Origin of the sequence: Streptomyces sp. HUAS 15-9 (assembly GCF_025642155.1) — a bacterium.
GTDB lineage: Bacteria > Actinomycetota > Actinomycetes > Streptomycetales > Streptomycetaceae > Streptomyces.
In genome coordinates, this window is record NZ_CP106798.1 from 1683373 (window position 1) to 1705955 (window position 22583).

Below are 22583 nucleotides of genomic sequence, written 5' to 3' on the forward strand. Positions count from 1 at the left end.
TTTTTGTGCTGGCCCGGGAATCCGCTAGAGTTCAACACGTCGCCGGGCCGCGGAAGCGGGCCGAAACGACAGGCGGACGTAGCTCAGTTGGTAGAGCGCAACCTTGCCAAGGTTGAGGTCGCGAGTTCGAGCCTCGTCGTCCGCTCGAAGGAACCAGGGGTCTTCCCGATCCCCTACACTCCTGGTGGAGTGGCCGAGAGGCGAGGCAACGGCCTGCAAAGCCGTCTACACGGGTTCAAATCCCGTCTCCACCTCCAAGGACGATTAGCTCAGCGGGAGAGCGCTTCCCTGACACGGAAGAGGTCACTGGTTCAATCCCAGTATCGTCCACTGGTCCGCAAGGACCTTGATCCGCGAGGATCCCCGCGCGATTAGCTCAGCGGGAGAGCGCTTCCCTGACACGGAAGAGGTCACTGGTTCAATCCCAGTATCGCGCACGCAGTACTCCCGGACGATTAGCTCAGCGGGAGAGCGCTTCCCTGACACGGAAGAGGTCACTGGTTCAATCCCAGTATCGTCCACCACACACCGGAGCCCCCGGCCGTCTCGTACGGCCGGGGGCTCCGTCGTGCGCGGCTCAGCTGGAGAACAGCATGTGTCCGAAGCTCTTGTGGCGGTGGTGGCCGCCGTGACCGCCGTAGTGACCGCCGTGACCACCGTGCGGGGCGCCCCAGGCGGGGGCGGCCGGAGCGGCGGGGTACGCCTGCGGGGCGGACGGCGGGGCGGGCTGCGTCCACTGGGACTCCAGGCGGGTCAGCGCCTCGAGCTCGCCGTAGTCGAGAAAGATGCCGCGGCAGCCGCTGCACTGCTCGATCTGGACGCCATTGCGGTTGTAGGTGTGCATCGGCGCATGGCACTTCGGACACTGCATGGTCGGCTCAACTCCTCGCCGGTAGGTCCTGCTTCGTGTTTCCCCAGGACAGACTCAGTCCGGCCCCGGTCGGTTGCACCTTACTTCGGGAACCCGTGCGACAACTCGGGCGGTACGGAACCCATTCGGTCACAGGCGTCGACCAGGGACTGCTCCACCTCGTCCAGGGGGCGTCCGGCCGCGAGCGCTTTCGTGACAAATAGGGCGGCGGTCTGTGCGGTGAGGGCGCGGGCCGGGACGTCCAGGGCCGACCAGGGGTCGCCGTCCGTGGGTACGGCCGGGCCGCCGGCCGCGCGGTAGGCGGTCAGGAAGCGGGTCCACTCGTCGGGCGGGAGGAGTCCGCAGGCGTACCAGGCGGCGGGGCGCGCGAGATCCCAGGCCGGGACGCCCACGCCGAGGTCGTCGACGTCGATGAGCCGCCAGGGGCCGTCCGGGGACGGGTGCCGGACCAGCTGGCCGAGGTGCAGGTCGCCGTGGCACAGGGCCGGGGCGTCGGGCATGGGGGCCTCGGCACGGGCCCAGGCCGGGAGCGCCGCCCAGGCCCGCAGTATCGGGGGCGCCGCGGGGTGGGGGCCCGGTGCCGCGGCGAGGGCCGCCCGGAGACGGCCGATCGCCCGGGCGGCCTTTGCGGGGCCGCGCATGGGAGGCAGGGGCAGGGCCGAGGTGGCAGGGGCAGGGGCGGGGAGGGCGGCTGCCAGGGGGCGCCGAGGGGCAGGTACGGCGGGGGGCTCGGTGGGAAGGTCGCACCGGGTGCCGGAAGTTCCGGTGGCGGAAGCTCGGTCGGCAGGGGCGAGGGCCGTGGCCGGGATTCGATGGAGGCGGGCCAGCAGCGTGGCCGCGGCCTCCCAGGGGGCCGCGTCCGGGTCGTCCGGGTCCACGGGGGTTCCGTACGGCCAGAAGGTCACGAGGCGGTCGTTCAGGGCGGCGGTCGGGGCCAGCGGGGCGAGGAGGATGTCCGGGTGGCGGACTGCCGCGGTGAGACGCAGGGCCAGCTCGGCGGGGTCGGTGCCCGGGGCGTGGGCCTTCGCGACGGTGTCCGCATGGCGGACGACGGTGGCGTCGAGGCGGTCGGCGAGGGTGACGGTCGCGCCGCAGGCGCAGGGGGCTTCGCCGGGGTGGGCCGCGGCTGTGGCCTTCGCGGTCAGCTGCGGCAGTACGTCTGCGGTCACGGGGTTCCCTGAGTGCGTGCGGCTGTGTCCGGCGAGCGTACGCGGCTGTGGCGGGCCGTGCCGTGCCCGAGCCGGCGTCGTACCCCCCGCGGGAGCCCGACGCCGGCCCTGGCGCACAAAAGCAATGCCGGCGCAGCTCCCCAGCTGCGCCGGCATTTGTGCCGTCCGCCGCACCCCCGTCCCCACGGGGTTTCATGGGTGGATGTCCCCGCCCGGACCGCTCTTCCGGGCCTGGGGTCGCCGCTCAGCGCCCCAGCATCACGCCCACGGACGACGCCTGTGTGGCCACTGTCTCCCAGCCGTCGAAGACGAGGAGGAGCAGGGCCGCCAGGGGAAGGGCCATGATCGTCGCCACCAGGGGGTGGCGGCGGCCCGTACGGCGGGGCGCTGTGCGCCCCTGCGTGCGAATCAGGGTCCGCGGTGCCGTCAGGGCCATGGTCCCTCTCCTGACCGTCTCGATTGTCATCGGCAGCGGCGGGTGTCTGACCTCGGGGGACGAGTGCTGCACCCGCCGCTTGACCTCAAATCTAGGCTCGTGGCACCCACCGGGCGTCATGCCGTCGTACCGAATCGCGGGCCTCCCGGAGGATGAGCCATCACCTGCGGAGTACTCCCCTGGGTGGAGACGAGGTCCTAGGTCTAGGGGTCTTCCCTGAGGGGTCGCCCGCTGTGTCCGGGCTTTTCCGAGCTGTCCTCGCGGGGCACCGGCTGCTCCACGAGGGCCAGGACCCGGTTCGCCATGAAGCGGGCCGTACGGACGACGGACCCTCCCCCACCGCCTGAAGGGCGTGGGGGGACCCCCAGCGTGACTTCGCTCACTTCCACGACGCCTCGGCGCACCGCCGTCTCCACCCTGCGGCCCGCTCTGCTCGCCACCACCTCGTAGGTGCGCGTCGTATCGCCGGCATCCACGACTATCTCCACGCGGTCACCCTTCACGGGTTCAATCCCCCTTCTATGACAGGCGGTTGAGGTCACAGCTCGGTCAAGACCGCCCGGATCGGGGACTTCCTGACCACCCCTCAAGTCTCCCACCCGGCACTGACAATCCTTCGGGCCGAGAGGGCGCGGCCTCTGCGCGCGGGCGGCCGCGGAAACGTAAGCTGTGGCTCGTCACACGGACCGGGCAGCGGGGATGAACATGGCGATGATGCGCCTGAGGCGCGAGGACCCGCGCGTCGTCGGCTCGTTCAGGCTTCACAGACGGCTGGGCGCGGGCGGGATGGGCGTTGTCTACCTGGGTTCCGACAAGAAGGGACAGCGGGTCGCCCTGAAGGTCATCCGGCCCGATCTGGCGGAGGATCAGGAGTTCCGCTCGCGCTTCGCCCGTGAGGTCTCGGCGGCTCGGCGGATCAGGGGCGGGTGTACGGCGCGGCTCGTCGCGGCGGATCTCGACGCGGAGCGGCCGTGGTTCGCCACGCAGTACGTGCCCGGCCCCTCCCTGCACGACAAGGTCGCCGACGAGGGTGCGCTCGGGGCGGCGGAGGCGGCCGCGATCGGTGCCGCCCTGTCCGAGGGGCTCGTCGCGGTGCACGAGGCGGGGGTCGTGCACCGGGATCTGAAGCCGTCCAACATCCTGCTGTCCCCGAAGGGGCCGCGGATCATCGACTTCGGCATCGCCTGGGCGACGGGGGCCTCGACGCTCACGCACGTCGGCACGGCGGTCGGCTCGCCCGGGTTCCTCGCGCCCGAGCAGGTGCGCGGTGCCGCGGTGACGCCCGCCACGGACGTGTTCTCGCTGGGCGCGACCCTGGCGTACGCCTCGACCGGTGACTCCCCTTTCGGGCACGGCAGTTCCGAGGTGATGCTGTACCGCGTGGTGCACGAGGAACCGCACCTGCACGGCGTACCGGACGCGCTCGCCCCGCTGGTACGGGCATGTCTGGCGAAGGACCCCGAGGAGCGGCCCAGTACGCTCCAACTCTCCCTCAGGCTCAAGGAGATCGCGGCCCGCGAGGCCCAGGGCCTGTCCGACGTACGGCCGCCCACGCCCCGGCCCGGCGAGACCGACCGGCCCACCGGGCGGCTCACCGACACCCGCTCCGAGCAGCAGCGCACACTGCGCCGTCCACAGCCGTCGCCGAGCTCGAGCTCGACCCCCGCACCGCGCGGCGGCACTCCGGCACGGGGCGGCAGCGCCTCGCGCGGCGGCGGTGCCCCGTCGCGGGGCGGATCCCGGCCGACCCCGGTGGCCCGCAATACGACACGGGGCGGCAGCCGCCCCGCGCCCCGCAGCGGCACCGGCCGCCCGGGACCGCGCGCCACGGGGACCGGGCGACGGCCGGCCAATCCGCGGCTGCTGCGGCAGCGGCTGTTCGTGTTCGTCGTGGTGACCCTGCTGGTCGCCCTCGGCATCGCGACGGCCCAGGGCTGTCAGGGGCCGTCGCGGGGACTCGGCGGCGTGGGAGGAACGGTGTCGCCGCACCACGCGCACGTACATGTGCCACCACCGGATGCCAGGGCGGCCTGAGGAGCCTGCGCACCCCGGGTCGGTGGCCCGCTCGACCGGACCAGGACCGGCAACTGTTCAGCTTCGCGGACGACCACACGGAGGGGGATGCGGCGGCGATCCTGCGCCGCGCCATGATGCCGGTACGGCGGCGGCCCACCCGCCCGGTCGATCCGCCCCGCGCCGGACAAATGCGCCGCCCCCTCGCCTCAGCCGTCGGCCCACGGACTGAACCTGCCCGCAGCCACCCGCGTCCCGACACCGGCAGAATCCGGTTGGTGGCGGCACCGGGGCGGGCCGTGACCTGATCCCAGCCACCGCGCCCTGACGTCGGCCATGCGCCGCGCGGACAGACCCGAACTCAGGGCGCGGCGCGCAGGAGTTGGGGCAGGATTCGGGCGAAGAACTCACGGTCGCCGTCGAAGACGGGGTCCAGGTGCTGGAAATCCTCCGGTGTCACCCAGCGGACGTCGGCGACCTCGCCGGGGTCGGGGACCGGGTCGGCGGTGCCGGGGTTCGCGGTCCACCAGTGGAGGCGGAAGGTGCCGTCGTCGGTCAGCGATTCCCAGACCTTCTCGCCCGCGGTGACCTCGAGGCCGACCTCCTCGCGGACCTCGCGCACGAGTGCCTCCGCCTGTGTCTCGCCGGGCTCGAGCCTGCCGCTGAGGGGCGCCCAGTAGCCGGAGCGCTCGGCGGCCGGGCCTCGGCGGATGACCAGCACGCGGTCGCCGCGCGGGAGAACCGCGACGATTGCGTCCCGCATGCCCGGTCCTAGGTGTACTCGGTCATGAGGTTGGTGACAGTCGGCTGATCGGTGGCTGGCCGCCGAGCGCGGTGTGTCGGCGGCCAGTGTTGTAGAAGTCGAGCCAGGGCGCGAGTGCTCGCGCGCGTTGGGCATTGCTGGTGAAGACCTTCCGGTAAGCCCATTCGGTCTGCAGGGTGCGGTTGAACCGTTCGACCTTTCCGTTGGTCCACGGGCAGTGCGGGCGGGTGAACTTCTGGCGTGCTCCGAGTGCTTGGCATGCGGTCTGGAAGTCGTGCGAGAGCCGGTAGTTCTTGGCGTTGTCGGTCATGACCCGCTCGATGCGGGTGATGCCGTGAGCGTGGAAGAACGCGGCTGCGCGGGTGAGAAAGCCCGCGCAGGTGGTGCCCTTCTCGTCGGGGAGGATCTCGGCGTAGGCGAGGCGGGAGTGGTCGTCGACGGCAGCGTGGACGTAGTCGTAACCCAGTCCCCGCATCGATCCGGGTCGTTCACCGCGGCCGTGGGCGCGATGGCCGCCGCCGGCGGGGATCCTGCCGAGCTTCTTGACGTCGACATGGATCATGTCGCCGGGCCGGGAGTGTTCGTAGCGGCGGCTGCTGGCCCTGGTGGCGCGGATGACCTGGCCGGTCAGCGGGTCGCAGGCGGACAGCGCCGGCACCTGGTGGCGGCTGAGGATCCGGCTGATGGTGCGGGCGGGGACGCCGGTCTGCTCGGCCAGGGCGTCGGGACCCGTGCGCAGGGTGCGGCGGGCTTTGAGCACGCGCTGTTCGACGGCCGCGGGTGTGCGGGTGGGACGGCGGTGCGGACTGCTGCTGCGGTCCTGCAGCCCGCTCCAGCCCTCCGCGCGGTAGCGGTTCACCCAGCGATGGGCGCACTGGCGGGAGACGCCGAGTTCCTTTGCGACGTGAGCGACCGGACGCCGGTCCAGTACGACACGACGCACCAGCAGGCATCTGCCGTGAAAAGTCAGCCGGGCATTAGCGTGGGCCACCAGGACCTCCGAGGTGAGTGAAGACGGCTATCTCCACTACGCCCGGAGGTCCTTCCTTGATCAACTACCGACGGCTGCGTGTCACCAACGTGACGGCCGAGTACACCTAGGCCAGGGGGCGGCCGGTGGCCACCGCATAGAAGGCGACCGCGGCCGCCGCGCCCACGTTGAGGGAGTCGACGCCGTGGGACATCGGGATGCGTACCCATTCGTCGGCGGCGACCAGCGCCTGGGTGGACAGGCCGTCGCCCTCCGCGCCGAGCATCAGCGCCACCCGGTCCATCCGGTGCGGGGCGGCCTCGTCGAGGCTCTTCGCCTTCTCGTCCGGGGTGAGCGCGAGCAGTGAGAAGCCGGCCTCGCGGACCGAGTCCAGGCTCTTGGGCCAGGTGTCCAGGCGGGCGTAGGGCACGGAGAAGACCGCGCCCATGGAGACCTTCACGCTGCGGCGGTAGAGCGGGTCCGCGCAGTCCGGGGAGAGCAGGACCGCGTCCATGCCGAGGGCGGCCGCCGAGCGGAAGATCGCGCCGATGTTGGTGTGGTCGTTGACGGACTCCATGACGACCACCCGGCGGGCGCAGCGCAGCAGTTCGGCCGCCGTCGGCAGCGGCTTGCGCTGCATGGAGGCGAGGGCGCCGCGGTGCACGTGGTAGCCGGTGACCTTCTCGGCGAGCTCCGGGCTGACCGCGTACACGGGCGCCGGGAGCTCGTCGATGACGTCACGCATGACGTCGACCCACTTGGCGGAGAGCAGCATGGAGCGCATCTCGTAACCGGCGTCCTTGGCGCGGCGGATGACCTTCTCGCCCTCGGCGATGAACAGGCCCTCGGCCGGTTCTCGCTTGCGGCGCAGCTCGACGTCGGTCAGGCCCGTGTAGTCGCGCAGGCGCGGGTCGTCGGGATCCTCAACGGTGATGAGATCGGCCACAGGGTGATACTGCCTTGTCCTGGGTGTGGTGCCAACGGCTCTGACGGGACAGGTTACCCGCGGTTACGCGGACGGTGCCGGACCGGGTCGCGGCCCCACGCCGACGACCGCGCCGACGACGACGACCGCCGGCGGCTTCACGTCCTGGGCACGTACGGTCTCGGCGACGGTCGCCAGGGTCGCGTCGACACGGCGCTGTGCGGCGGTCGTGCCCTCCTGGACCAGGGCGACCGGGGTGTCGGGGGACTTGCCGTGGACGACCAGCGTCTCGGCGATCTTCCCGATCTTGTCGACGCCCATCAGGATCACCAGGGTGCCGGTCAGCTTGGCGAGCGAGGGCCAGTCGACCAGGGAGCGCTCGTCGTCGGGCGCGACATGGCCGCTGACCACGGTGAACTCATGGGCGACGCCCCGGTGGGTGACGGGGATGCCGGCCGCGCCGGGCACGGAGATCGAGCTGGAGATGCCCGGGACGACCGTGCACGGGATGCCGACCTCCGCGAGCGCCTGTACCTCCTCCATGCCCCGGCCGAAGACGAAGGGGTCGCCCCCCTTGAGCCGTACGACGGACTTGCCCTGCTGCGCGTGCTCGATGAGCGCGTTGTTGATGGCCTCCTGGGCCATGTAGCGGCCGTAGGGGATCTTCGCCGCGTCGATCACCTCGACGTGCGGCGGGAGTTCGGCGAGCAGGTCGCGCGGGCCGAGGCGGTCGGCGATGACGACGTCGGCCTCGGCGAGGAGGCGGCGGCCGCGGACCGTGATGAGGTCGGGGTCGCCGGGGCCGCCGCCGACCAGCGCCACTCCGGGCGTCCTGGTGCGGTGGTGCGGGGCGACGAGGGTGCCGTCCCGCAGGCCCTCCACGACCGCGTCACGGATGGCCGCGGTGTGGCGCGGGTCGCGACCGCGCGCGTCCGTGGTGAGCACGGCGACGGTCACGCCCTCGCTGTGGCCGGTCGCCGGGGTCCACGCGGTGGCCGCGTCGGCGTCGTCGGAGCGCACGCACCAGACGCGGTGGCGCTCTGCTTCGGCGGAGGCCGCGGTGTTGGTCGCGGTGTCGCTGGTGGCGATCAGGGCGTACCAGGCGTCGGCCAGGTCCCCGTCCGCGTACGGGCGCCGCTCCCAGGCGATCTCGCCCGCGTCCGCCATCGCCTCCACCGAGGGGGTCGCCTCGGGCGACACGAGGACGATGTCCGCGCCCGCCGCGATCAGTGCGGGCAGGCGGCGCTGGGCGACCTGGCCGCCGCCGAGGACGACCACTCGGCGGCCGGAGAGGCGGAGGCCTACGGGGTAGGCGGGGTGTTCGGCCATGAGGGGCGACTCCTCGTACAGGCGGCGGTGCGGTGGGCGCGCTGCGACTTCGGAGCGGCCCTGACGTGCGGATTTTAAGGTGCGGGCGGGACACACGGCTCGGTGGTCCGATGGCTGAACACCGGACCACCGCCGCCGTGACGCCTATTTCTCGGTCACTGCGGCTACTTCTCGGTCACTCCGGCCGAATCGAACGTCGCCACCTCGTGCATCGCCCGTGCCGTGCTCTGCACCAGCGGCAGGGCGAGCAGCGCGCCCGTGCCCTCGCCGAGGCGCAGGTCGAGGTCGACCAGGGGGCGCAGGCCCAGCTTGTTGAGGGCGGCCACATGGCCGGGCTCGGCGCTGCGGTGGCCCGCGATGCAGGCCGCGAGGACCTCGGGGGCGATGGCGCGGGCCACCAGGGCGGCCGCTCCGGCGCTGACGCCGTCCAGGATCACCGGCGTACGCAGCGAGGCACCACCCAGGAGCAGGCCGACGATCGCCGCGTGCTCGAAGCCGCCGATCGCCGCGAGGACGCCGATCGGGTCGGCCGGGTCCGGCTGGTGGAGCTCGATGGTCCGGCGGACGACCTCGGTCTTGCGGGCCAGGGTCTCGTCGTTGATGCCGGTGCCACGGCCGGTCACCTCGGCCGGGTCGGCGCCGGTGAAGACGGAGATCAGGGCCGCGGAGGCGGTGGTGTTGGCGATGCCCATCTCGCCGGTGAGCAGCGCCTTGTTGCCGGCCGCCACCAGGTCGCGGGCGGTCTCGATGCCCACCTCGATGGCGGCCTTGGCCTCCTCGCGGGTCATCGCGGGACCGGTGGTCATGTCGGACGTGCCCGCGCGGACCTTGCGGGGCAGCAGACCCGGCGTGGCGGGCAGGTCGGAGGCCACGCCCACGTCGACGACGCAGACCTCGGCGCCCACCTGGTTGGCGAAGGCGTTGCAGACCGCGCCCCCGCCGAGGAAGTTGGCCACCATCTGGCCCGTGACCTCCTGCGGCCAGGGGGTGACGCCCTGGGCGTGCACACCGTGGTCACCGGCGAAGATCGCGACGGCCGCGGGCTCGGGGATCGGCGGCGGGCACTGCCGGGACAGCCCGGACAGCTGCGCGGAGATGATCTCCAGCATGCCGAGCGCACCGGCCGGCTTGGTCATCCGCTTCTGCCGCTCCCAGGCCTCGCCGAGCGCCTTGGCGTCCAGCGGGCGGATCCCGGCGACGGTCTCGGCGAGCAGGTCGTGCGGGTCCTCGCCGGGCAGCGCGCGACGGCCGTACGTCTCCTCGTGCACGACCCAGGACAGCGGACGCCGCTTCGACCAGCCCGCCTGCATCAGCTCGGGCTCGTCCGGGAACTCGTCGACGTAACCGACGCACAGGTAGGCGATGACCTCCAGGTGCTCGGGCAGGCCGAGGGCGCGGACCATCTCGCGCTCGTCGAAGAAGCTGACCCAGCCGACGCCGAGTCCCTCGGCGCGGGCGGCGAGCCAGAGGTTCTCGACGGCGAGCGCCGCGGAGTACGGCGCCATCTGCGGCTGCGTGTGACGGCCGAGGGTGTGCCGGCCGCCGCGGGTCGGGTCGGCGGTGACGACGATGTTCACCGGGGTGTCGAGGATGGCCTCGATCTTCAGTTCCTTGAACTGCTTCGCCCGGCCCTTGGGCAGCGACTTCGCGTACGCGTCGCGCTGGCGCATGGCCAGCTCGTGCATCGTGCGGCGGGTCTCGGCGGACCGGATGACGACGAAGTCCCAGGGCTGCGAGTGGCCGACGGAGGGCGCGGTGTGGGCGGCCTCCAGGACGCGCAGCAGCACCTCGTGCGGGATCGGGTCGCTGCGGAAGCCGTTGCGGATGTCGCGGCGCTCGCGCATGACCTTGAGGACGGCTTCGCGTTCGGCGTCGTCATAGGCGGGCGCGGCCGGGCCGGTGGACTGTCGTGCTTCTGCCACTGCGGCCGTGCTCTCTTCCTGGTCGGCGGCCCTGGTCTCCAGGTCCTCCGCGTGCTGTACGACTTCGGGGCCGGGCTCCACGTCCGGCGCGGCCGGGACGGGCGCGGATTCGGCCTCGCGGGGTGCGGGGACCGTGGCCGCGGGCTCCTCCGGGGCCGCGGCGGGCGGCTCCTGGAGGGGAAGGACCAGCGGGTGCGGCGGGGTCGGGGCCAGGTGCGGAGTGGTCGGCACCGTTCCCTCGACGGGCACGAACTGGCCCAGGGGCTGGTCCGGGTGCGCCACCAGCGGAACACCACCCGGGAGGGAGTCGCCGGGGGCGGCCTGCTCGGGGACGGTCGCGGCCATGGGGGCGTCGGCGTCCGGCGCGGCGTCGGGGGTGTCTGCCTCGGGGGCAACGGCCTCGGTGGCGGCGTCGTCGGTCACGGGGTGCGCGACGGGCGCGGGCGGCACGGTCTGCGGCCCCTCGGCCACGACGGGCGCCGAAGGCTGGACCTGGGCCTGGGGCTGGGCGTTCGGCGCGGCGGGGTCGACGGCCTGCTGACCCGCCTCGGCCCCCGTGCCGACGGGCCCCTGCGGCGGTACGGCAATGGCGGCGGAGGCTTCCTCGGTGTGGCCGGACTCGGCGACGACGGCCTGCGGCTCATGGCCGGGCTGGGGCTGCCGGGCCTCCTCGGCGGGCGGCTGCTCGCTCACGGGACCGACGGCCTGCGGGACCTCGTCGGCAGCGGGGTGGGCGGGCCGGGGGCCTGGGCGGCGGCGTCCGGCTGCGCGGGCTGGGCGTCCGCGAGCACGGGCGTGCCCTCGGCGGGCGTCGCGACGGTCTCGCCGGTGGGCGTGGTCAGTGCGGCGTCCGGGGCGGGCACGATCACCTCGGCCTCCGGCGTCTCCTGGACGACGGCGGCGGGCTGGGGTGCCTGCACGGCCTCGGCGGCAAGGGCCGGGCCGGGCACGCCGGGCTGCGCCGGTCCCGCGTCGGCGGCGGGGGCGACCGGAGCGACGGTCTGAGCCGGCGACAGGGCGACCTGGGCCACGGGCACACCGTCGGCGGGCGTGTGCACCTGAGCCTGTGCGGCCTCGGCGATCTGCGCGCCCTCGGCCTCCGGGAACCTCGGACCTTCGGGAGTCTGGCCCTGCGGGGCCTGCGGGGCCTGCGGGGCCTGCGGGGCCTGCGCAATCTGCGGCCCTGCCGGAGCATGCCCCTCGGCGCCCTCCGTACCCGGTGCGGCGACCGGGCCCTGCACACCGTCCGGAACCCCGGCGACCTGCACGGCCCCGGTCTCCTGCGGGCCGGTCCCGCCGGGCATCTGGATGGCGGCGGAAGTCTGCACGGCCTCCGCGCCCTGGCCGCCCTCGGCACCCGGCACGGCCGCCGGACCCTGAGCCGGCCCGGTCTCCCGCGCGACCGGCGCGCCGTACACCCCGTCATGCCCTTGCACGGGCTGCATCCCGTCGTGGCCGTGCACGACCTGCGGGCCCTCCTGCGCGGCACCCTGGACGGCCACCGCCGTATCCGCCGGAGCGGCGGCGGTCGCGAAGCCCGGTGAGGGCGCCTGCTCCGCCGTACCCCCCGTGGCGGCCTCCGTGGCGAGCCGGGACACAGCCGCCTGGGCCGCGCCGGGGCCGGTGGCCGGCCCGGCGACCGACTCCGGAAGAGGGGGAGCCACCGCTTCCGCGGCCGGGGCCGGAGCGCCCACCTGTGCCGCGGGTGCCTGCGGCGCGCCCCAAGGGCCCGCGCCCTGGGGTGCCGCGTCGGGCAGTGCCTGGACGTCGAGGTACTCGGGGCCGGTCGGCTGCGGGCCGGGCTGTCTCACCGGTGCGCCCGCCGGACCGCGGTCGGCGAGGGAGCGGACCGGGCTGGCCGTGGCGTTGGGGATCGGCGGTCCCATGTGCAGCGGGCGGCGCAGGGCCGCGGCCGCGGTCTGCTCGTGCGGGGCCGAGAGGATCGGGGACGGCGGGACGGACACGGGCGGGTCGGGCAGGCGGACGCCACCGAGGTCGACGGAGCCGCTGTCACGGCCGGCCGCCTCGTGCGGGCCCGGCTCGTGCACGGCCTCGACGACCGGCTCCGGGGGAGGCGGCGGCACCTCGTTGCCCCAAGCGCTCTGGGCGCCCGGCAGGAGCAGGTCTTCGTCCTCGGCGGTGGTCTCGGAGAGGTAGGTGTACATGCCGTGCGCGGGAACGCCTGGCTGTTCCACCCTGCCTGCGCTCTCCGGCAGTCCCTCGCCCGGGACCTGGCCGGTGTCCGTCATGCGTACCCCTCGCCCATCGGTTAGTGCTTCTACGACCAGCTCACCCGGAACGGCGCACCGACCGCCCCACAGTGAAGAACGAGCGTGTGAGCCCAGCGGCACGAACGACCGCCCCGCAAAAGGCGACAAAGCCATTCGGTGGCATTGTCCCGGTCGTTCCACCGTCGCGACAGCTTGATCCGCGACAGCCCGCTGTGGACTGCGCCACGTTGCGCGTCCTCCGGTTCTGCCGTACCACACCCACCCCAAAACGGGCGTGTTTTCCGGACATTGACGAACGAAGTTCCGGGCCACTGGAGCGGTACAACGATCGGCCAGCCTACCGCGCGCAGTACGACAACAGGATCACGGGGCGCGATCCGGTAGTGCCCGCCCGTCGCCCGACCACCACCCCTCAACGAGGCGCTTCGCGCCGCAGCAATTCCCCTGTGAGCAGGAACGCAACGTTCCGCTCCGTCTCCGTCCAGCCCCTCGTCTCGAGTTCGACGGACTGCATCAGGGCGCACTCGACCCGGTAGCCGTGCTCGGTCAGATCGCGGCCGACGAGTTCGGCCTCGTCGCGGGTGGCGGCGTGTGTGACGATGCGCTGCGGGCGGCGGTCGGCGACCGCAGAGACCACGGCCGCTCCCCCGCCGCCGACGCGGACGACGTCCGGTTCGGGCAGGTTCTCCAGGACGTGCGGGGCGGTGCCGTGCACGATCTGCAGTTGCACGCCGAAGTACCGCGCGGCGCCCTCGGTGCGGGCGCACGCCTGCGGGTTCCGGTCGACGGCGATCACTGCGGCACCGGCGCGCGCGGCCTCGGTGGCGAACGCGCCGCTGCCGCAGCCGATGTCCCAGACGAGGTCGCCGACGCGCGGTCCCAGGCGGGCGAGTTGGGCCGCGCGGAGCAGTTCCGTCTCCCCCTCGCCGAGTCCGCCGCCGTAGGCCTCGTCGGGCAGGACCCAGCCACGCGGGCCCGTACCGGGGTCGCGTCCGGCGATCCAGCCGCCGTCCTCGCCCGCCCCGACCGGTCCGCCGATGACGATGACGACGTTCGGGTCGCGCCAGCTGTGGTCGGCGGCCTTGTCGGAGGTGACGACGGTGACCTGTTCGCGCTCGGTGCCCAGTTCCTCGCAGATGACGAAGGTGCGGTGGACCCCGTCCAGGAGCAGCCCGAGTTCGGCGGGGCCAGCGCCAGGTGAGGTCAGTACGGCGACCTTGGTATGGGCCCGGCACACATTCACCGCGCGTCGCAGGGTGCGCCGGTGTGCGACGACCACCTGGGCGTCGTCCCAGGGCATTCCGGCGCGGGCGAAGGCGGCGGCCACCGAGGAGACGGCGGGGACGACTTCCACCTCCAGGCCGAACTCGGGTGCGCGCAGGGTTCGTACGACACCGAAGAAGCCGGGGTCGCCGTCGGCGAGCACCACCGCGGTTCCGCGATGGGCGGCGATACGGCGGGCGGCGAGGGCGACGCTGCCGAGGCGGATGCGTTCGGCGGCGTGGGGCACCTCGGGGAGCGCCAGGTGATGGGCGGCGCCCGCGACGAGGGTGGCGGCGCCCAGGGCGCCGCGGGCCGCGGCGGTCAGCGGTGAACCGTCCCAGCCGATCACCGTGACGCGGTCGGCCATCGTCGTCAGTCTCCAGGGTTTGCGCAGGTCGTCAGGGGTGGGGGCCCGCAGGCAGGCTCCGTGAGAGTACCTGGTGGGGCCGGCGGGCGCGCGACGGGCGGTACCCCTGTGGGTCCCGTGCTGTCAGTTCCAGTCCGAGAACGACGTGAAACCGCCGGTGTCGGCGAGCTGCTCGCCCGCGCCCTCCAGGTCCTCGGGCAGCAGGCTCCACACGATGAAGTCGGTGCGCACATCGGTCCACGCGCCGTCCTCGGTGCGGACGTGGACTATGCACGCGTTGCGCAGGACGCCCTCGCTGATGCAGCCGATCTTCTGGGCGACCTGCTGGGAGGCGGTGTTGTCGGCGGCGGTGCGCAGCTCGATGCGTTCCAACTTCTGGTCGCCGAGAAGCCATTGGGCGGTGGCGAGCGCGGCTTCGGAGGCATAGCCCTCGCCACGGGCCCAGGGGGCGACGATGTACGACAGTTCGGTGGACCGGATGTGCCAGTTGGTCTTCGTCAGCTGGACGATGCCGACCAGGCGCTGGGTGAGGAACTCGGTGACGGCGAGGTCCAGGCCCCGGCCGGTGGCGCGCTCGGCGGGCGCGTACTCGGTGATCCAGTGCCGGGCGCCGTCCTCGGTGAACGGCTGGGGGACGTCGGTCCAGGCCGCGACCTGTTCGTCGTTCATCATCTCGGCCAGGGCGGGCACGTCGTCCTCGTCGAGGGGCCGCAGCACCAACCGCTCCGTGCTGATGGAGATGTTGGGGAAGGTGCTAGTCATGCGCCGCTCCGTAACCTTCGGAAAACCTTCAAGGCCTGCTCAACTGCCCAGCATGCAGCATGAAACCACCGAACCGCACGACGGGGCCGACTCCAGGTGATGGAGTGGACCCCGTGCGTGGCGATACGCGGTATACGCCCCGTCAGAACGAGGCGATGACCGAGCCCTGGTACTTGTCCTCGATGAACTTCTTCACCTCGGGCGAGGTCAGGAGCTTGGCGAGCTTCTTGACCCGCGGGTCCTTCTCGTTGCCCTTCTTCACGGCGAGGAAGTTGCCGTACGGGTTGTCCTTCGCGGACTCCAGGACGAGGGCCTGCGAAGCGGGCTTGAGGCCCGCGGAGATGGCGTAGTTGCCGTTGATCACCGCGGCGTCCACGTCGTCCAGGGAGCGCGCGGTCTGGGCCGCCTCGACCTCCTTGAACGTGAGGTTCTTCGGGTTCTTGGTGATGTCCTGCGGGGTCGCTTCGGTACCGACGCCGTCCTTGAGGGTGATGAGCCCATTGGCGGCGAGCAGCTTGAGGGCGCGCGCCTCGTTCACGGTGTCGTTCGGGACGGCGACGGTCGCGCCGCTCTTCAGAGCGTCGGTGCTCTTCACCTTGTGGGAGTAGAGACCGAGCGGCTCCAGGTGCACCGTGACGACGGGCACGATGTGGGTGCCGCGCTTCTTGTTGAAGTCGTCCAGGTACGGCTGGTTCTGGAAGTAGTTGGCCCCGACGGAACCGTCCTCCGTGGCCGTGTTCGGCACGATGTAGTCGCTGAACTCCTTGACCTCCAGTTCGAGGCCCGCCTTCTTCGCCAGGTTCTTCTTGACGAAGTTCAGGATCTCGGCGTGCGGGGTGGGGCTCGCGGCGACGACCAGCGGGCCGCTGTAGGCGGCGGAGGAAGAGGAGGATGCCTTTTCCGAGCCGCAGGCGGTGAGCCCGAGGGTGAGGGCTCCGGCGGCGAGGACGGCGGTGGTGATCTTGGCGGTGTTACGCACGAAAAGTGCCTTTCCTAGGGGTGGTGCGACCCCGTGTTGGGTGAACGGGGAGTCTTTGTGTGGGGGCTCAGGCGGCCTTGCTCACGTCGGCGGCCGCGGGCGTCCTGGCCTTGAGCAGGCGCAGCTTCGGCGCCGGGCCGGAGCGGCCGCCGCGCCGGTGCAGGGAGCGGGCCGCGTGGTCGCCGGCGAACTGGATGACCGAGATGACGACGGCGAGGATCGCCACGGTGATCCACATCATCTGGGTCTCGAAGCGCTGGTAGCCGTAGCGGATGGCGATGTCGCCGAGGCCGCCCGCGCCGACCGTGCCGGCCATGGCGGAGTAGCCGATGAGGGCGACGACCGTGGTCGTGGTGCTGGAGATCAGCGAGGGCAGCGACTCGGGCACGAGGACCTTGCGGACGACGGTCCAGGTGTTGCCGCCCATCGACTGCACGGCCTCGACGAGCCCGCCGTCCACTTCGCGGACAGCCGTCTCGACGAGGCGGGCGAAGAACGGGATGGCGCCGATGGCGAGCGGCACGATGGCTGCCTCGCGGCCGATGGTCGTCCCCGTGATCCAGCGGGTGAAGCTCATCAGCGCGACCATCAGGATGATGAACGGCATCGAGCGGGCGATGTTCACGATCTGCCCGACGAGCTTGTTGGCGACGACGTTCTGCACTTGTCCGCCGTTGTCGGTGAGGACGAGCAGGATGCCGAGCGGAAGCCCGCCGACGACGGCGATGAGCGTGGACCAGCCGACCATGTAGAGCGTGTCCCAACACGCCTGGGACAGCAGCGGCTGCATCTCGGACCAGGTCACTTGGCACCTTCCTTCACCAGCACGGGCTCCTGGCCCGCTGCGCCCACGACATCGATCTGCAGGCCCTGTTCGCGCAGGAACCCGATCGGCACGACGTTGTCCTCGTAACGGCCGGGCAGTTCGATGCGCATACGGCCGATCTGGAGGCCGCCGACGGTGTCGATGGCGGCGCCGAGGATCGATATGTCGACGTTGTAGGTGCGTGAGAGCTGGGAGATGACCGGCTGGGTGGCGGCCTCGCCGTGGAAGGTGACGTCGAGCACCGTCCGGTCGGCGCCGGTGGCCTCGCCGCCGACCGGGAACAGCGCGGCGGCCAGTTCGGAGCCGGGGGTCGCGAGCAGTTCGCTGACGGTGCCGGACTCGACGATGCGTCCCTTCTCCATGAGCGCGGCCGAGTCGCAGACGCTCTTGACCACGTCCATCTCGTGCGTGATGAGCAGAACGGTCAGACCGAGCTGCCGGTTCAGGTCGCGCAGCAGCTGGAGGATGGAGCGGGTCGTCTCGGGGTCCAGGGCGCTGGTGGCCTCGTCGGAGAGCAGCACCTTGGGGTCGCCGGCGAGAGCGCGGGCGATGCCGACGCGCTGCTTCTGGCCACCGGAGAGCTGGGCCGGGTAGGCCTTGGCCTTGTCGGTGAGGCCCACGAGGTCGAGCAGTTCGAGCGCCTTGCGGGAGCGGTCCTTGCCCGACCTGCCCAGGATCTCCAGCGGCAGTTCGACGTTGTCCTGCACGGTGCGCGAGGACAGCAGGTTGAAGTGCTGGAAGACCATGCCGATCCGGCTGCGCGCGCGGCGCAGTTCCTTGCCGGCCCGTAGTCCGCGCCCGGCAAGGGCGGTGAGGTCCTGCCCGGCGACGGTCACGGTCCCGGCGGTGGGACGTTCCAGCAGGTTGACGCAGCGGATGAGCGAGGACTTGCCGGCGCCGGACTGGCCGATGACGCCGTACACCTCGCCCTCGCGAACGTGGAGATCGACGCCGTCGAGGGCGGTGACCTCTCGGCCGCGTGAGCGGTCGGCCCGGTATGTCTTCGTCAGGCCCGATGTGGTGATCACTGTGATTCCGTCACTGTCGAGTGCGCGGGCGTGGGTGTGCCCGGGCACAGGTGCATTCGTTCAGGGACGCGGCACGGTTCTCGCGGTGGCGATGGAACCGGGGGAGAACATGTGCGCGGGGCGGCTTACGTCGCGGATGTCGTCGGACGACACGCGGACGTGCCACGGCTCTCGCTTCGGGGCGCGAGGCTCAGGTGGTGCGGGGGCCCTCTAGAAGGCGCACATTCGACACATACAACGAGCACCGGGCGTCATGGTCGCCTCGGTCGCAGGGATGCGGCTGCTCGTCGTGGTCATGCGATCAGTAAACCAGACGTACGGTCCTGACAGTCCGCAGCCGTCCGCATGCTGGACAGCGCTGGACACCCCTCAGCGGCGTACGGACATCTCCGCTCCCAGCCGGTGACCAGGGCGGACAAGGCCGACAGATCATCGACGACCAGATCGGCGACCGGTTCATGGGCCGGGTGGGTTGTGGCCAAGGCCACGGTGGTCATCCCGGCGGTGCGGCCTGCCCGGAGCCGCCGGGGGCGGCCGCGTCGGACCCTTTGGCCCGTAATAGGGTCTGCGCATGCTCAATGCCCTGACGCTGGTGACCGGTGTCGCCGCGCTGCTGCTCGCCGCCTGGTGCGGGTGGGCCGCCTACCGTGACCAGCCGACCAAGGACTGGCACTTCATCGGTATGGCCGTGGTGTCGCTGCTTGCCGTGGTGCAGCTGGTGGTCGGGGTGGTCCAGCTGGCGCGGGGCGAGAAGCCGGAACAGGGCACGACGATCTTCGTGGCGTATCTGCTGGGGGCGTTCGCGTGCGTCCCGGCGGTGGGCTTCATGTCGCTGGCCGAGCGGACGCGGTGGGGGTCGATGACCGTCGCCGCGGGCGGTGTGGTGCTGGCCGTGCTCGAGGTGCGGCTCTTCGACATCTGGGGAGGGTGAGATGACGGCCACCGAGGAGACGAAGCCGGCGCGGACGCGGCTCATCAGCGGGCCGGGCATTCTGCTCGTCTGGCTCTACGGCGTGATGGTCGTCGCAGCCGTCTCACGGTCCGTCGTCCAGATCGCGACGGACTTCGAACGGGCGCCCCTCGCCTACTCGCTGTCCGCCGTCGCGGGTGTGGTGTACGGGTTCATCACGTACTCGCTCGTGCGTGGCGGCGAGAAAGCGCGCAAGGCGGCGCTGGTGTGCTGCGCCGCCGAACTCGCGGGAGTGCTCGTCGTCGGTACATGGACCCTGGTCGAGCCGTCGGCCTTCCCGGACGCGACGGTCTGGTCCGACTACGGCGTGGGGTACGTCTTCATCCCCGTACTGCTGCCCCTGTCGGCCATGTACTGGCTGCGGAAGGCGCGGGACGGCGTCACGCCGTAGTCGCGTACGTCCCCGCCGGCTTCTCCAGGACGATCAGCGGTACGCCGTCCGCTCCCTTGGACGTGCCCACCGTCTCGTAGCCCACCCGCCGGTACAGCCGCAGGTTCCCCTCGCTGCGGTGGCCGGTGTGGAGGCGGAACTTCTTGGCGCCGCGCTCCTCGGCGAGGGCCCCCTCGGCCGCGCGCAGCAGCCTGGCCCCGATGCCGTGGCCCTGCAGCCGCGGGTGGACACAGAGCTTGCCGATGGCGGCAGCGCCGTCCTCGGTGACCGTGCCGCGCACCGAGCCCACCACCTCCTCGCCGAGCCGGGCGACGAAGACGCAGTCGGAGGCGACCTCCTGACGGACCGAGTCGAGACTCTGGACGAGCGGGTCGATGCGGTAGTTGCCGTACAACGCCGCCTCGCTCTGGAAGCACAGGTACTGGAGCCTGAAGATCTGCTCCGTGTCCTGTTCGGTCGCCACCGAGATGGTCACGCTCATGCCCATGTGCGCACGCCTCCCGCTCACCTGATCGTCTGTCGTCCCCCACTCCTATCCCCGCACTTCGCGGGCCGCAACCTCCGGTGCGAGCAATCGACGCAGACATCCCAGACATCGGGAACGTTCCGGGCCGAGACTGCCCTGTGAGATACCCAACTCCCCCGCGATCTCCCGGTATGTGAGGTCCTTAGGGGAGAGCAGTGCCTCCAGCAGGCGAGGGCAGCGGCCGGGCAGCCGGCGGACCGCTTCGCGCAGGGCACGGTGCCTGGCGGCGGTGAGGGCGAGCTGCTCGGGCCCCCTGCCGCTGTCGTCGGCGGGCTCCGTGTCGTACGGCCGCTCGAGACGGGTCGTACGACGGCTGCGGCGCACCTCGGCGCGGACGGCCTTGCGCAGCCACGCCTCGGGGTCGAGCGGCGGCCCGTCGGAGTCCAGCCGCTCGAGGAGGCGCAGCCAGACCGCCTGCTCCAGGTCACCCGGTTCGGTTCCGGAGGCATATGCCTCGGCGGATGCCTCGGCGGTGAGCAGCGGGCTCAGCGCGGCAACCAGATCGTGCGTCATATGCGGAACGACGCGGCCGCCCCGACGGCAGGTTGCCGGGGCGGCCGCGGATCTACCCGAACGGATTGAGCGGGCTCAGCCGTTGACGAGGTCCTCGCGGGCGAGCAGACCGGTGTCCGCGTTGTCCGTGAAGACACCGTCGATACCGGTTGCGAAGTATGTCTTGAATGCCCCGAAGGCGTCTCCGTAGGCGTCGGCGCCGGTGCCCTTGCGGAACTCCGCCGGGAGGAAGGGGTTCTCGTTGCGCATGGTGTAGGGGTGCAGGATCAGGCCCACCTTGTGCGCGTCCGCGACCAGGGTCGTCGGCGTGGTGAGCCTGCCGTCGGCGTCCTTGGGGATGACCAGGTCGAGCGTCGGGCCGATGCCCTGCGCGTAGCCGGCGATCTCCCTGAGGCCCTTGGGCGTGATGAGGTCGGCGACCGTGCGCGGGTCGCCCGCCTCGACGAAGTCCCAGGGGCGGCTGGTCGCGCCGGAGAGCAGGACCACGAGCGGGTTGTCGACCAGCTTGTTCAGGCGCTGGATGCTGGTCGGCTCGAAGGACTGCAGGATGACGGGCGAGTTGCGCCGGTCCTTGCCGTACTTGCGCAGCAGCTTGGCGACCCGCTCCTCGAGGCCGAGGCCCAGCTTGCGGAAGTAGGTGGGGTGCTTGGTCTCCGGGTAGATCCAGACCTGCTTGCCCCGCTTACGGGTCTGCTCGTCCTGCCACTTGAGGACCTCTTCGAAGGTGGGGATCTCCCAGCGGCCGTCGTAGAGGGTGTTGTGCGGGCGGTTGGCCGGGATGCGCTCGATCGCGCGCAGCGTCTTCAGCTCGGCGAGCGTGAAGTCCTCGGTGAACCAGCCGGTGGTGGGGACGCCGTCCAGGACCTTGGTGGTCTTGCGGCCGGCGAACTCGGGGTGGTCCGCGACGTTCGTGGTGCCGCCGATCTCGGGTTCGTGGCGGCAGACGAGATGGCCGTCCTTGGTGGGGACCAGGTCGCCGGCCTCGACGACGTCGGCGCCGAGGTCGAGGGCCAGGTCGTACGACCCGAAGGTGTGCTCGGGCCGATAGCCGCTGGTACCCCGGTGGCCGATGATCGTCGGCTTGGGCAGGCTCTTCAGGCCGCCGCCGCTGCGGGCCGTCTCTGCGGCTCTGGCGGCGCCGGGCGGTCCGAAGACCGCTCCGCCCGCGCCGAGCACCGCGGCGCCGAGGAGCGCCCGTCGTGCGGTGCCCTGCGTCTGCTCGTTCGACTCGTGGCTTTCCATGAGGGCCCTCCTGCCGTCCGCCCGTGATTGCGGCCCGATGGTAGGGGCGTGGACATGACCGCCGGGAGACCCCGGTTCGAACACGCGGGTGACGCCGGATGTCATGAGGAAAGCACGATGTGACGGTCCGTCGGCATCGACGCCGACGGCGCGGGCACCCGGCCGATGGGCCACCCGCGCGATGTCCGTCACATCGTCGCAACAGCGTCACGCGCGGATTCCGGCACGCCACCGCAGGTAAACCCGCGTCAACAGTACGTAAGACCTAGGTGAAGCGGACGCACCCGATGTGCGCTTCCCCGGGAGCCGCGAGTAATGTCCTCACCTGCATAGACTCATATCGACCCCCTCGACATCGGAGGACCCGTTGTCCCGCTTCGCGCTCATCAAGGCAGTGCTCGGACCGATCATGCGCCTGATGTTCCGCCCCCAGGTGGAGGGCGCGGAGCGCATCCCGGGCGACGGACCGGTCATCCTGGCCGGCAACCACCTCACGTTCATCGACTCGCTCGTGCTGCCACTGGTGACCAAACGGCAGGTGTTCTTCATCGGCAAGGACGAGTACGTCACCGGCAAGAGCCTCAAGGGCCGGCTGATGGCCTGGTTCTTCACCGGCGTCGGCATGATCCCGGTGGACCGGGACGGGGCGAGCGGTGGCGTGGCCGCGCTGATGACCGGTCGCCGGATCCTCGAGGAGGGCAAGGTCTTCGGCATCTACCCCGAGGGCACGCGGTCGCCCGACGGCCGGCTGTACCGGGGCCGCACCGGCATCGCCCGCCTCACGCTGATGACGGGCGCGCCGGTGGTTCCCTTCGCGATGATCGGCACGGACAAGTTGCAGCCGGGGGGCCGGGGTATCCCGCGGCCGGGCCGCGTCACCGTGCGCTTCGGTGAGGCGATGGAGTTCTCCCGGTACGAGGGGATGGACCGGGACCGGTATGTGCTGCGGGCGGTGACCGACTCCGTGATGGCGGAGGTCATGCGGCTGTCGGGGCAGGAGTACGTGGACATGTATGCGACGAAGGCGAAGGCGGCCTGAGAGTCGTAGGAGTTTCTGTCGTATTCCGGGTGCGGGTGCGTTGTGGCT

Annotated in this window: 20 protein-coding genes, 5 tRNA genes and 2 pseudogenes; 9 read left to right on the plus strand and 18 right to left on the minus strand. The window is 71.8% G+C overall.

What is annotated here, in order from left to right:
• The first annotated feature begins 72 nt into the window (after positions 1-72).
• From N8I87_RS07625 to N8I87_RS07645, 5 genes are all read left to right on the plus strand, one after another.
• Positions 73-145, plus strand: a tRNA-Gly gene (locus N8I87_RS07625).
• Positions 146-183: 38 nt separating this feature from the next.
• Positions 184-257: transfer RNA gene (locus N8I87_RS07630), tRNA-Cys, on the plus strand.
• A 1-nt stretch (position 258) separates the two neighbouring features.
• Positions 259-330, plus strand: a tRNA-Val gene (locus N8I87_RS07635).
• A 35-nt stretch (positions 331-365) separates the two neighbouring features.
• A tRNA-Val gene (locus N8I87_RS07640) sits at positions 366-437 on the plus strand.
• A gap of 12 nt (positions 438-449) precedes the next feature.
• Positions 450-524: transfer RNA gene (locus tag N8I87_RS07645), tRNA-Val, on the plus strand.
• A 53-nt stretch (positions 525-577) separates the two neighbouring features.
• Here N8I87_RS07645 and N8I87_RS07650 read toward each other — a convergent pair.
• From N8I87_RS07650 to N8I87_RS07665, 4 genes are all read right to left on the minus strand, one after another.
• Entirely contained in the window at positions 578-871 is a 294-nt protein-coding gene (locus N8I87_RS07650) for a TFIIB-type zinc ribbon-containing protein (RefSeq protein ID WP_263206705.1), read from the minus strand.
• An 80-nt stretch (positions 872-951) separates the two neighbouring features.
• Entirely contained in the window at positions 952-2040 is a 1089-nt protein-coding gene (locus N8I87_RS07655) for a phosphotransferase (RefSeq protein ID WP_263206706.1), read from the minus strand.
• A 244-nt stretch (positions 2041-2284) separates the two neighbouring features.
• Entirely contained in the window at positions 2285-2476 is a 192-nt protein-coding gene (locus N8I87_RS07660) for a hypothetical protein (protein WP_263206707.1), read from the minus strand.
• Positions 2477-2679: 203 nt separating this feature from the next.
• A complete protein-coding gene (locus tag N8I87_RS07665) occupies positions 2680-2979 on the minus strand; it encodes a DUF8836 family protein (RefSeq protein ID WP_263206709.1) in 300 nt (99 codons plus the stop codon).
• Between the two features lie 196 nt (positions 2980-3175).
• Between N8I87_RS07665 and N8I87_RS07670 the strand changes: the two genes are divergently transcribed.
• Entirely contained in the window at positions 3176-4510 is a 1335-nt protein-coding gene (locus N8I87_RS07670; protein ID WP_263206711.1) for a serine/threonine-protein kinase, read from the plus strand.
• Positions 4511-4850: 340 nt separating this feature from the next.
• Here N8I87_RS07670 and N8I87_RS07675 read toward each other — a convergent pair whose 3' ends face one another.
• The 11 genes and pseudogenes from N8I87_RS07675 to N8I87_RS07725 form a co-directional block, all read right to left on the minus strand.
• Complete coding sequence (locus N8I87_RS07675; protein WP_263206712.1) at positions 4851-5252, minus strand: NUDIX domain-containing protein; 402 nt, start codon at positions 5250-5252, stop codon at positions 4851-4853.
• A 22-nt stretch (positions 5253-5274) separates the two neighbouring features.
• Complete coding sequence (locus tag N8I87_RS07680) at positions 5275-6243, minus strand: IS481 family transposase (protein ID WP_263206714.1); 969 nt, start codon at positions 6241-6243, stop codon at positions 5275-5277.
• A 106-nt stretch (positions 6244-6349) separates the two neighbouring features.
• On the minus strand, positions 6350-7168 hold the full coding sequence (locus N8I87_RS07685; protein ID WP_263206715.1) for a TrmH family RNA methyltransferase: 819 nt from the start codon (positions 7166-7168) through the stop codon (positions 6350-6352).
• A gap of 63 nt (positions 7169-7231) precedes the next feature.
• Positions 7232-8476 (minus strand): uroporphyrinogen-III C-methyltransferase, encoded by a 1245-nt coding sequence (gene cobA, locus N8I87_RS07690; RefSeq protein ID WP_263206716.1) that lies wholly within the window; start codon positions 8474-8476, stop codon positions 7232-7234.
• A gap of 164 nt (positions 8477-8640) precedes the next feature.
• Positions 8641-12647 (minus strand): annotated as a pseudogene (cobT, locus tag N8I87_RS44720) (nicotinate-nucleotide--dimethylbenzimidazole phosphoribosyltransferase).
• A gap of 394 nt (positions 12648-13041) precedes the next feature.
• Positions 13042-14259, minus strand: coding sequence for a precorrin-6y C5,15-methyltransferase (decarboxylating) subunit CbiE (cbiE, locus tag N8I87_RS07700; RefSeq protein WP_263206718.1), 1218 nt, complete (start codon positions 14257-14259; stop codon positions 13042-13044).
• Positions 14260-14382: 123 nt separating this feature from the next.
• Positions 14383-15021 (minus strand): GNAT family N-acetyltransferase, encoded by a 639-nt coding sequence (locus N8I87_RS07705; protein WP_263206720.1) that lies wholly within the window; start codon positions 15019-15021, stop codon positions 14383-14385.
• 142 nt (positions 15022-15163) lie between these two features.
• Entirely contained in the window at positions 15164-16000 is an 837-nt protein-coding gene (locus N8I87_RS07710; RefSeq protein WP_263206722.1) for a MetQ/NlpA family ABC transporter substrate-binding protein, read from the minus strand.
• 67 nt (positions 16001-16067) lie between these two features.
• Entirely contained in the window at positions 16068-16805 is a 738-nt protein-coding gene (locus N8I87_RS07715) for a methionine ABC transporter permease (RefSeq protein WP_263206724.1), read from the minus strand.
• Entirely contained in the window at positions 16802-17854 is a 1053-nt protein-coding gene (locus N8I87_RS07720) for a methionine ABC transporter ATP-binding protein (RefSeq protein ID WP_263206726.1), read from the minus strand. The genes N8I87_RS07715 and N8I87_RS07720 overlap by 4 nt, the downstream gene beginning before the upstream one ends.
• Before the next feature lie 369 nt (positions 17855-18223).
• A pseudogene (locus N8I87_RS07725) lies at positions 18224-18384 on the minus strand (HAD family hydrolase); the annotation flags it as partial.
• A 41-nt stretch (positions 18385-18425) separates the two neighbouring features.
• Between N8I87_RS07725 and N8I87_RS07730 the strand changes: the two are divergent.
• Positions 18426-18785 (plus strand): hypothetical protein, encoded by a 360-nt coding sequence (locus tag N8I87_RS07730; RefSeq protein WP_263206728.1) that lies wholly within the window; start codon positions 18426-18428, stop codon positions 18783-18785.
• A gap of 1 nt (position 18786) precedes the next feature.
• On the plus strand, positions 18787-19215 hold the full coding sequence (locus N8I87_RS07735) for a hypothetical protein (protein WP_263206730.1): 429 nt from the start codon (positions 18787-18789) through the stop codon (positions 19213-19215).
• Here N8I87_RS07735 and N8I87_RS07740 read toward each other — a convergent pair.
• The 3 genes from N8I87_RS07740 to N8I87_RS07750 form a co-directional block, all read right to left on the minus strand.
• A complete protein-coding gene (locus N8I87_RS07740; RefSeq protein WP_263206731.1) occupies positions 19205-19702 on the minus strand; it encodes a GNAT family N-acetyltransferase in 498 nt (165 codons plus the stop codon). The genes N8I87_RS07735 and N8I87_RS07740 overlap by 11 nt on opposite strands.
• A 45-nt stretch (positions 19703-19747) precedes the next feature.
• Complete coding sequence (locus N8I87_RS07745; protein WP_263206733.1) at positions 19748-20254, minus strand: RNA polymerase sigma factor; 507 nt, start codon at positions 20252-20254, stop codon at positions 19748-19750.
• Between the two features lie 75 nt (positions 20255-20329).
• Entirely contained in the window at positions 20330-21496 is a 1167-nt protein-coding gene (locus N8I87_RS07750; protein ID WP_263206735.1) for a glycerophosphodiester phosphodiesterase, read from the minus strand.
• Positions 21497-21863: 367 nt separating this feature from the next.
• Here N8I87_RS07750 and N8I87_RS07755 point away from each other — a divergent pair, with 367 nt between their 5' ends.
• Positions 21864-22535, plus strand: coding sequence for a lysophospholipid acyltransferase family protein (locus tag N8I87_RS07755; protein ID WP_263206736.1), 672 nt, complete (start codon positions 21864-21866; stop codon positions 22533-22535).
• The last annotated feature ends 48 nt before the right edge of the window (positions 22536-22583 follow it).

What these genes read in the sequence shown, in the direction of transcription:
- N8I87_RS07650 (WP_263206705.1), bottom strand. Translation starts at nt 871, where the DNA reads ATGCAGTGTCCGAAGTGCCATGCGCCGATGCACACCTACAACCGCAAT.
- N8I87_RS07660 (WP_263206707.1), bottom strand. Translation starts at nt 2,476, where the DNA reads ATGGCCCTGACGGCACCGCGGACCCTGATTCGCACGCAGGGGCGCACA.
- N8I87_RS07670 (WP_263206711.1), top strand. Translation starts at nt 3,176, where the DNA reads ATGAACATGGCGATGATGCGCCTGAGGCGCGAGGACCCGCGCGTCGTC.
- N8I87_RS07675 (WP_263206712.1), bottom strand. Translation starts at nt 5,252, where the DNA reads ATGCGGGACGCAATCGTCGCGGTTCTCCCGCGCGGCGACCGCGTGCTG.
- cobA (WP_263206716.1), bottom strand. Translation starts at nt 8,476, where the DNA reads ATGGCCGAACACCCCGCCTACCCCGTAGGCCTCCGCCTCTCCGGCCGC.
- cbiE (WP_263206718.1), bottom strand. Translation starts at nt 14,259, where the DNA reads ATGGCCGACCGCGTCACGGTGATCGGCTGGGACGGTTCACCGCTGACC.
- N8I87_RS07705 (WP_263206720.1), bottom strand. Translation starts at nt 15,021, where the DNA reads ATGACTAGCACCTTCCCCAACATCTCCATCAGCACGGAGCGGTTGGTG.
- N8I87_RS07730 (WP_263206728.1), top strand. Translation starts at nt 18,426, where the DNA reads ATGCTCAATGCCCTGACGCTGGTGACCGGTGTCGCCGCGCTGCTGCTC.
- N8I87_RS07735 (WP_263206730.1), top strand. Translation starts at nt 18,787, where the DNA reads ATGACGGCCACCGAGGAGACGAAGCCGGCGCGGACGCGGCTCATCAGC.
- N8I87_RS07740 (WP_263206731.1), bottom strand. Translation starts at nt 19,702, where the DNA reads ATGGGCATGAGCGTGACCATCTCGGTGGCGACCGAACAGGACACGGAG.
- N8I87_RS07745 (WP_263206733.1), bottom strand. Translation starts at nt 20,254, where the DNA reads ATGACGCACGATCTGGTTGCCGCGCTGAGCCCGCTGCTCACCGCCGAG.
- N8I87_RS07750 (WP_263206735.1), bottom strand. Translation starts at nt 21,496, where the DNA reads ATGGAAAGCCACGAGTCGAACGAGCAGACGCAGGGCACCGCACGACGG.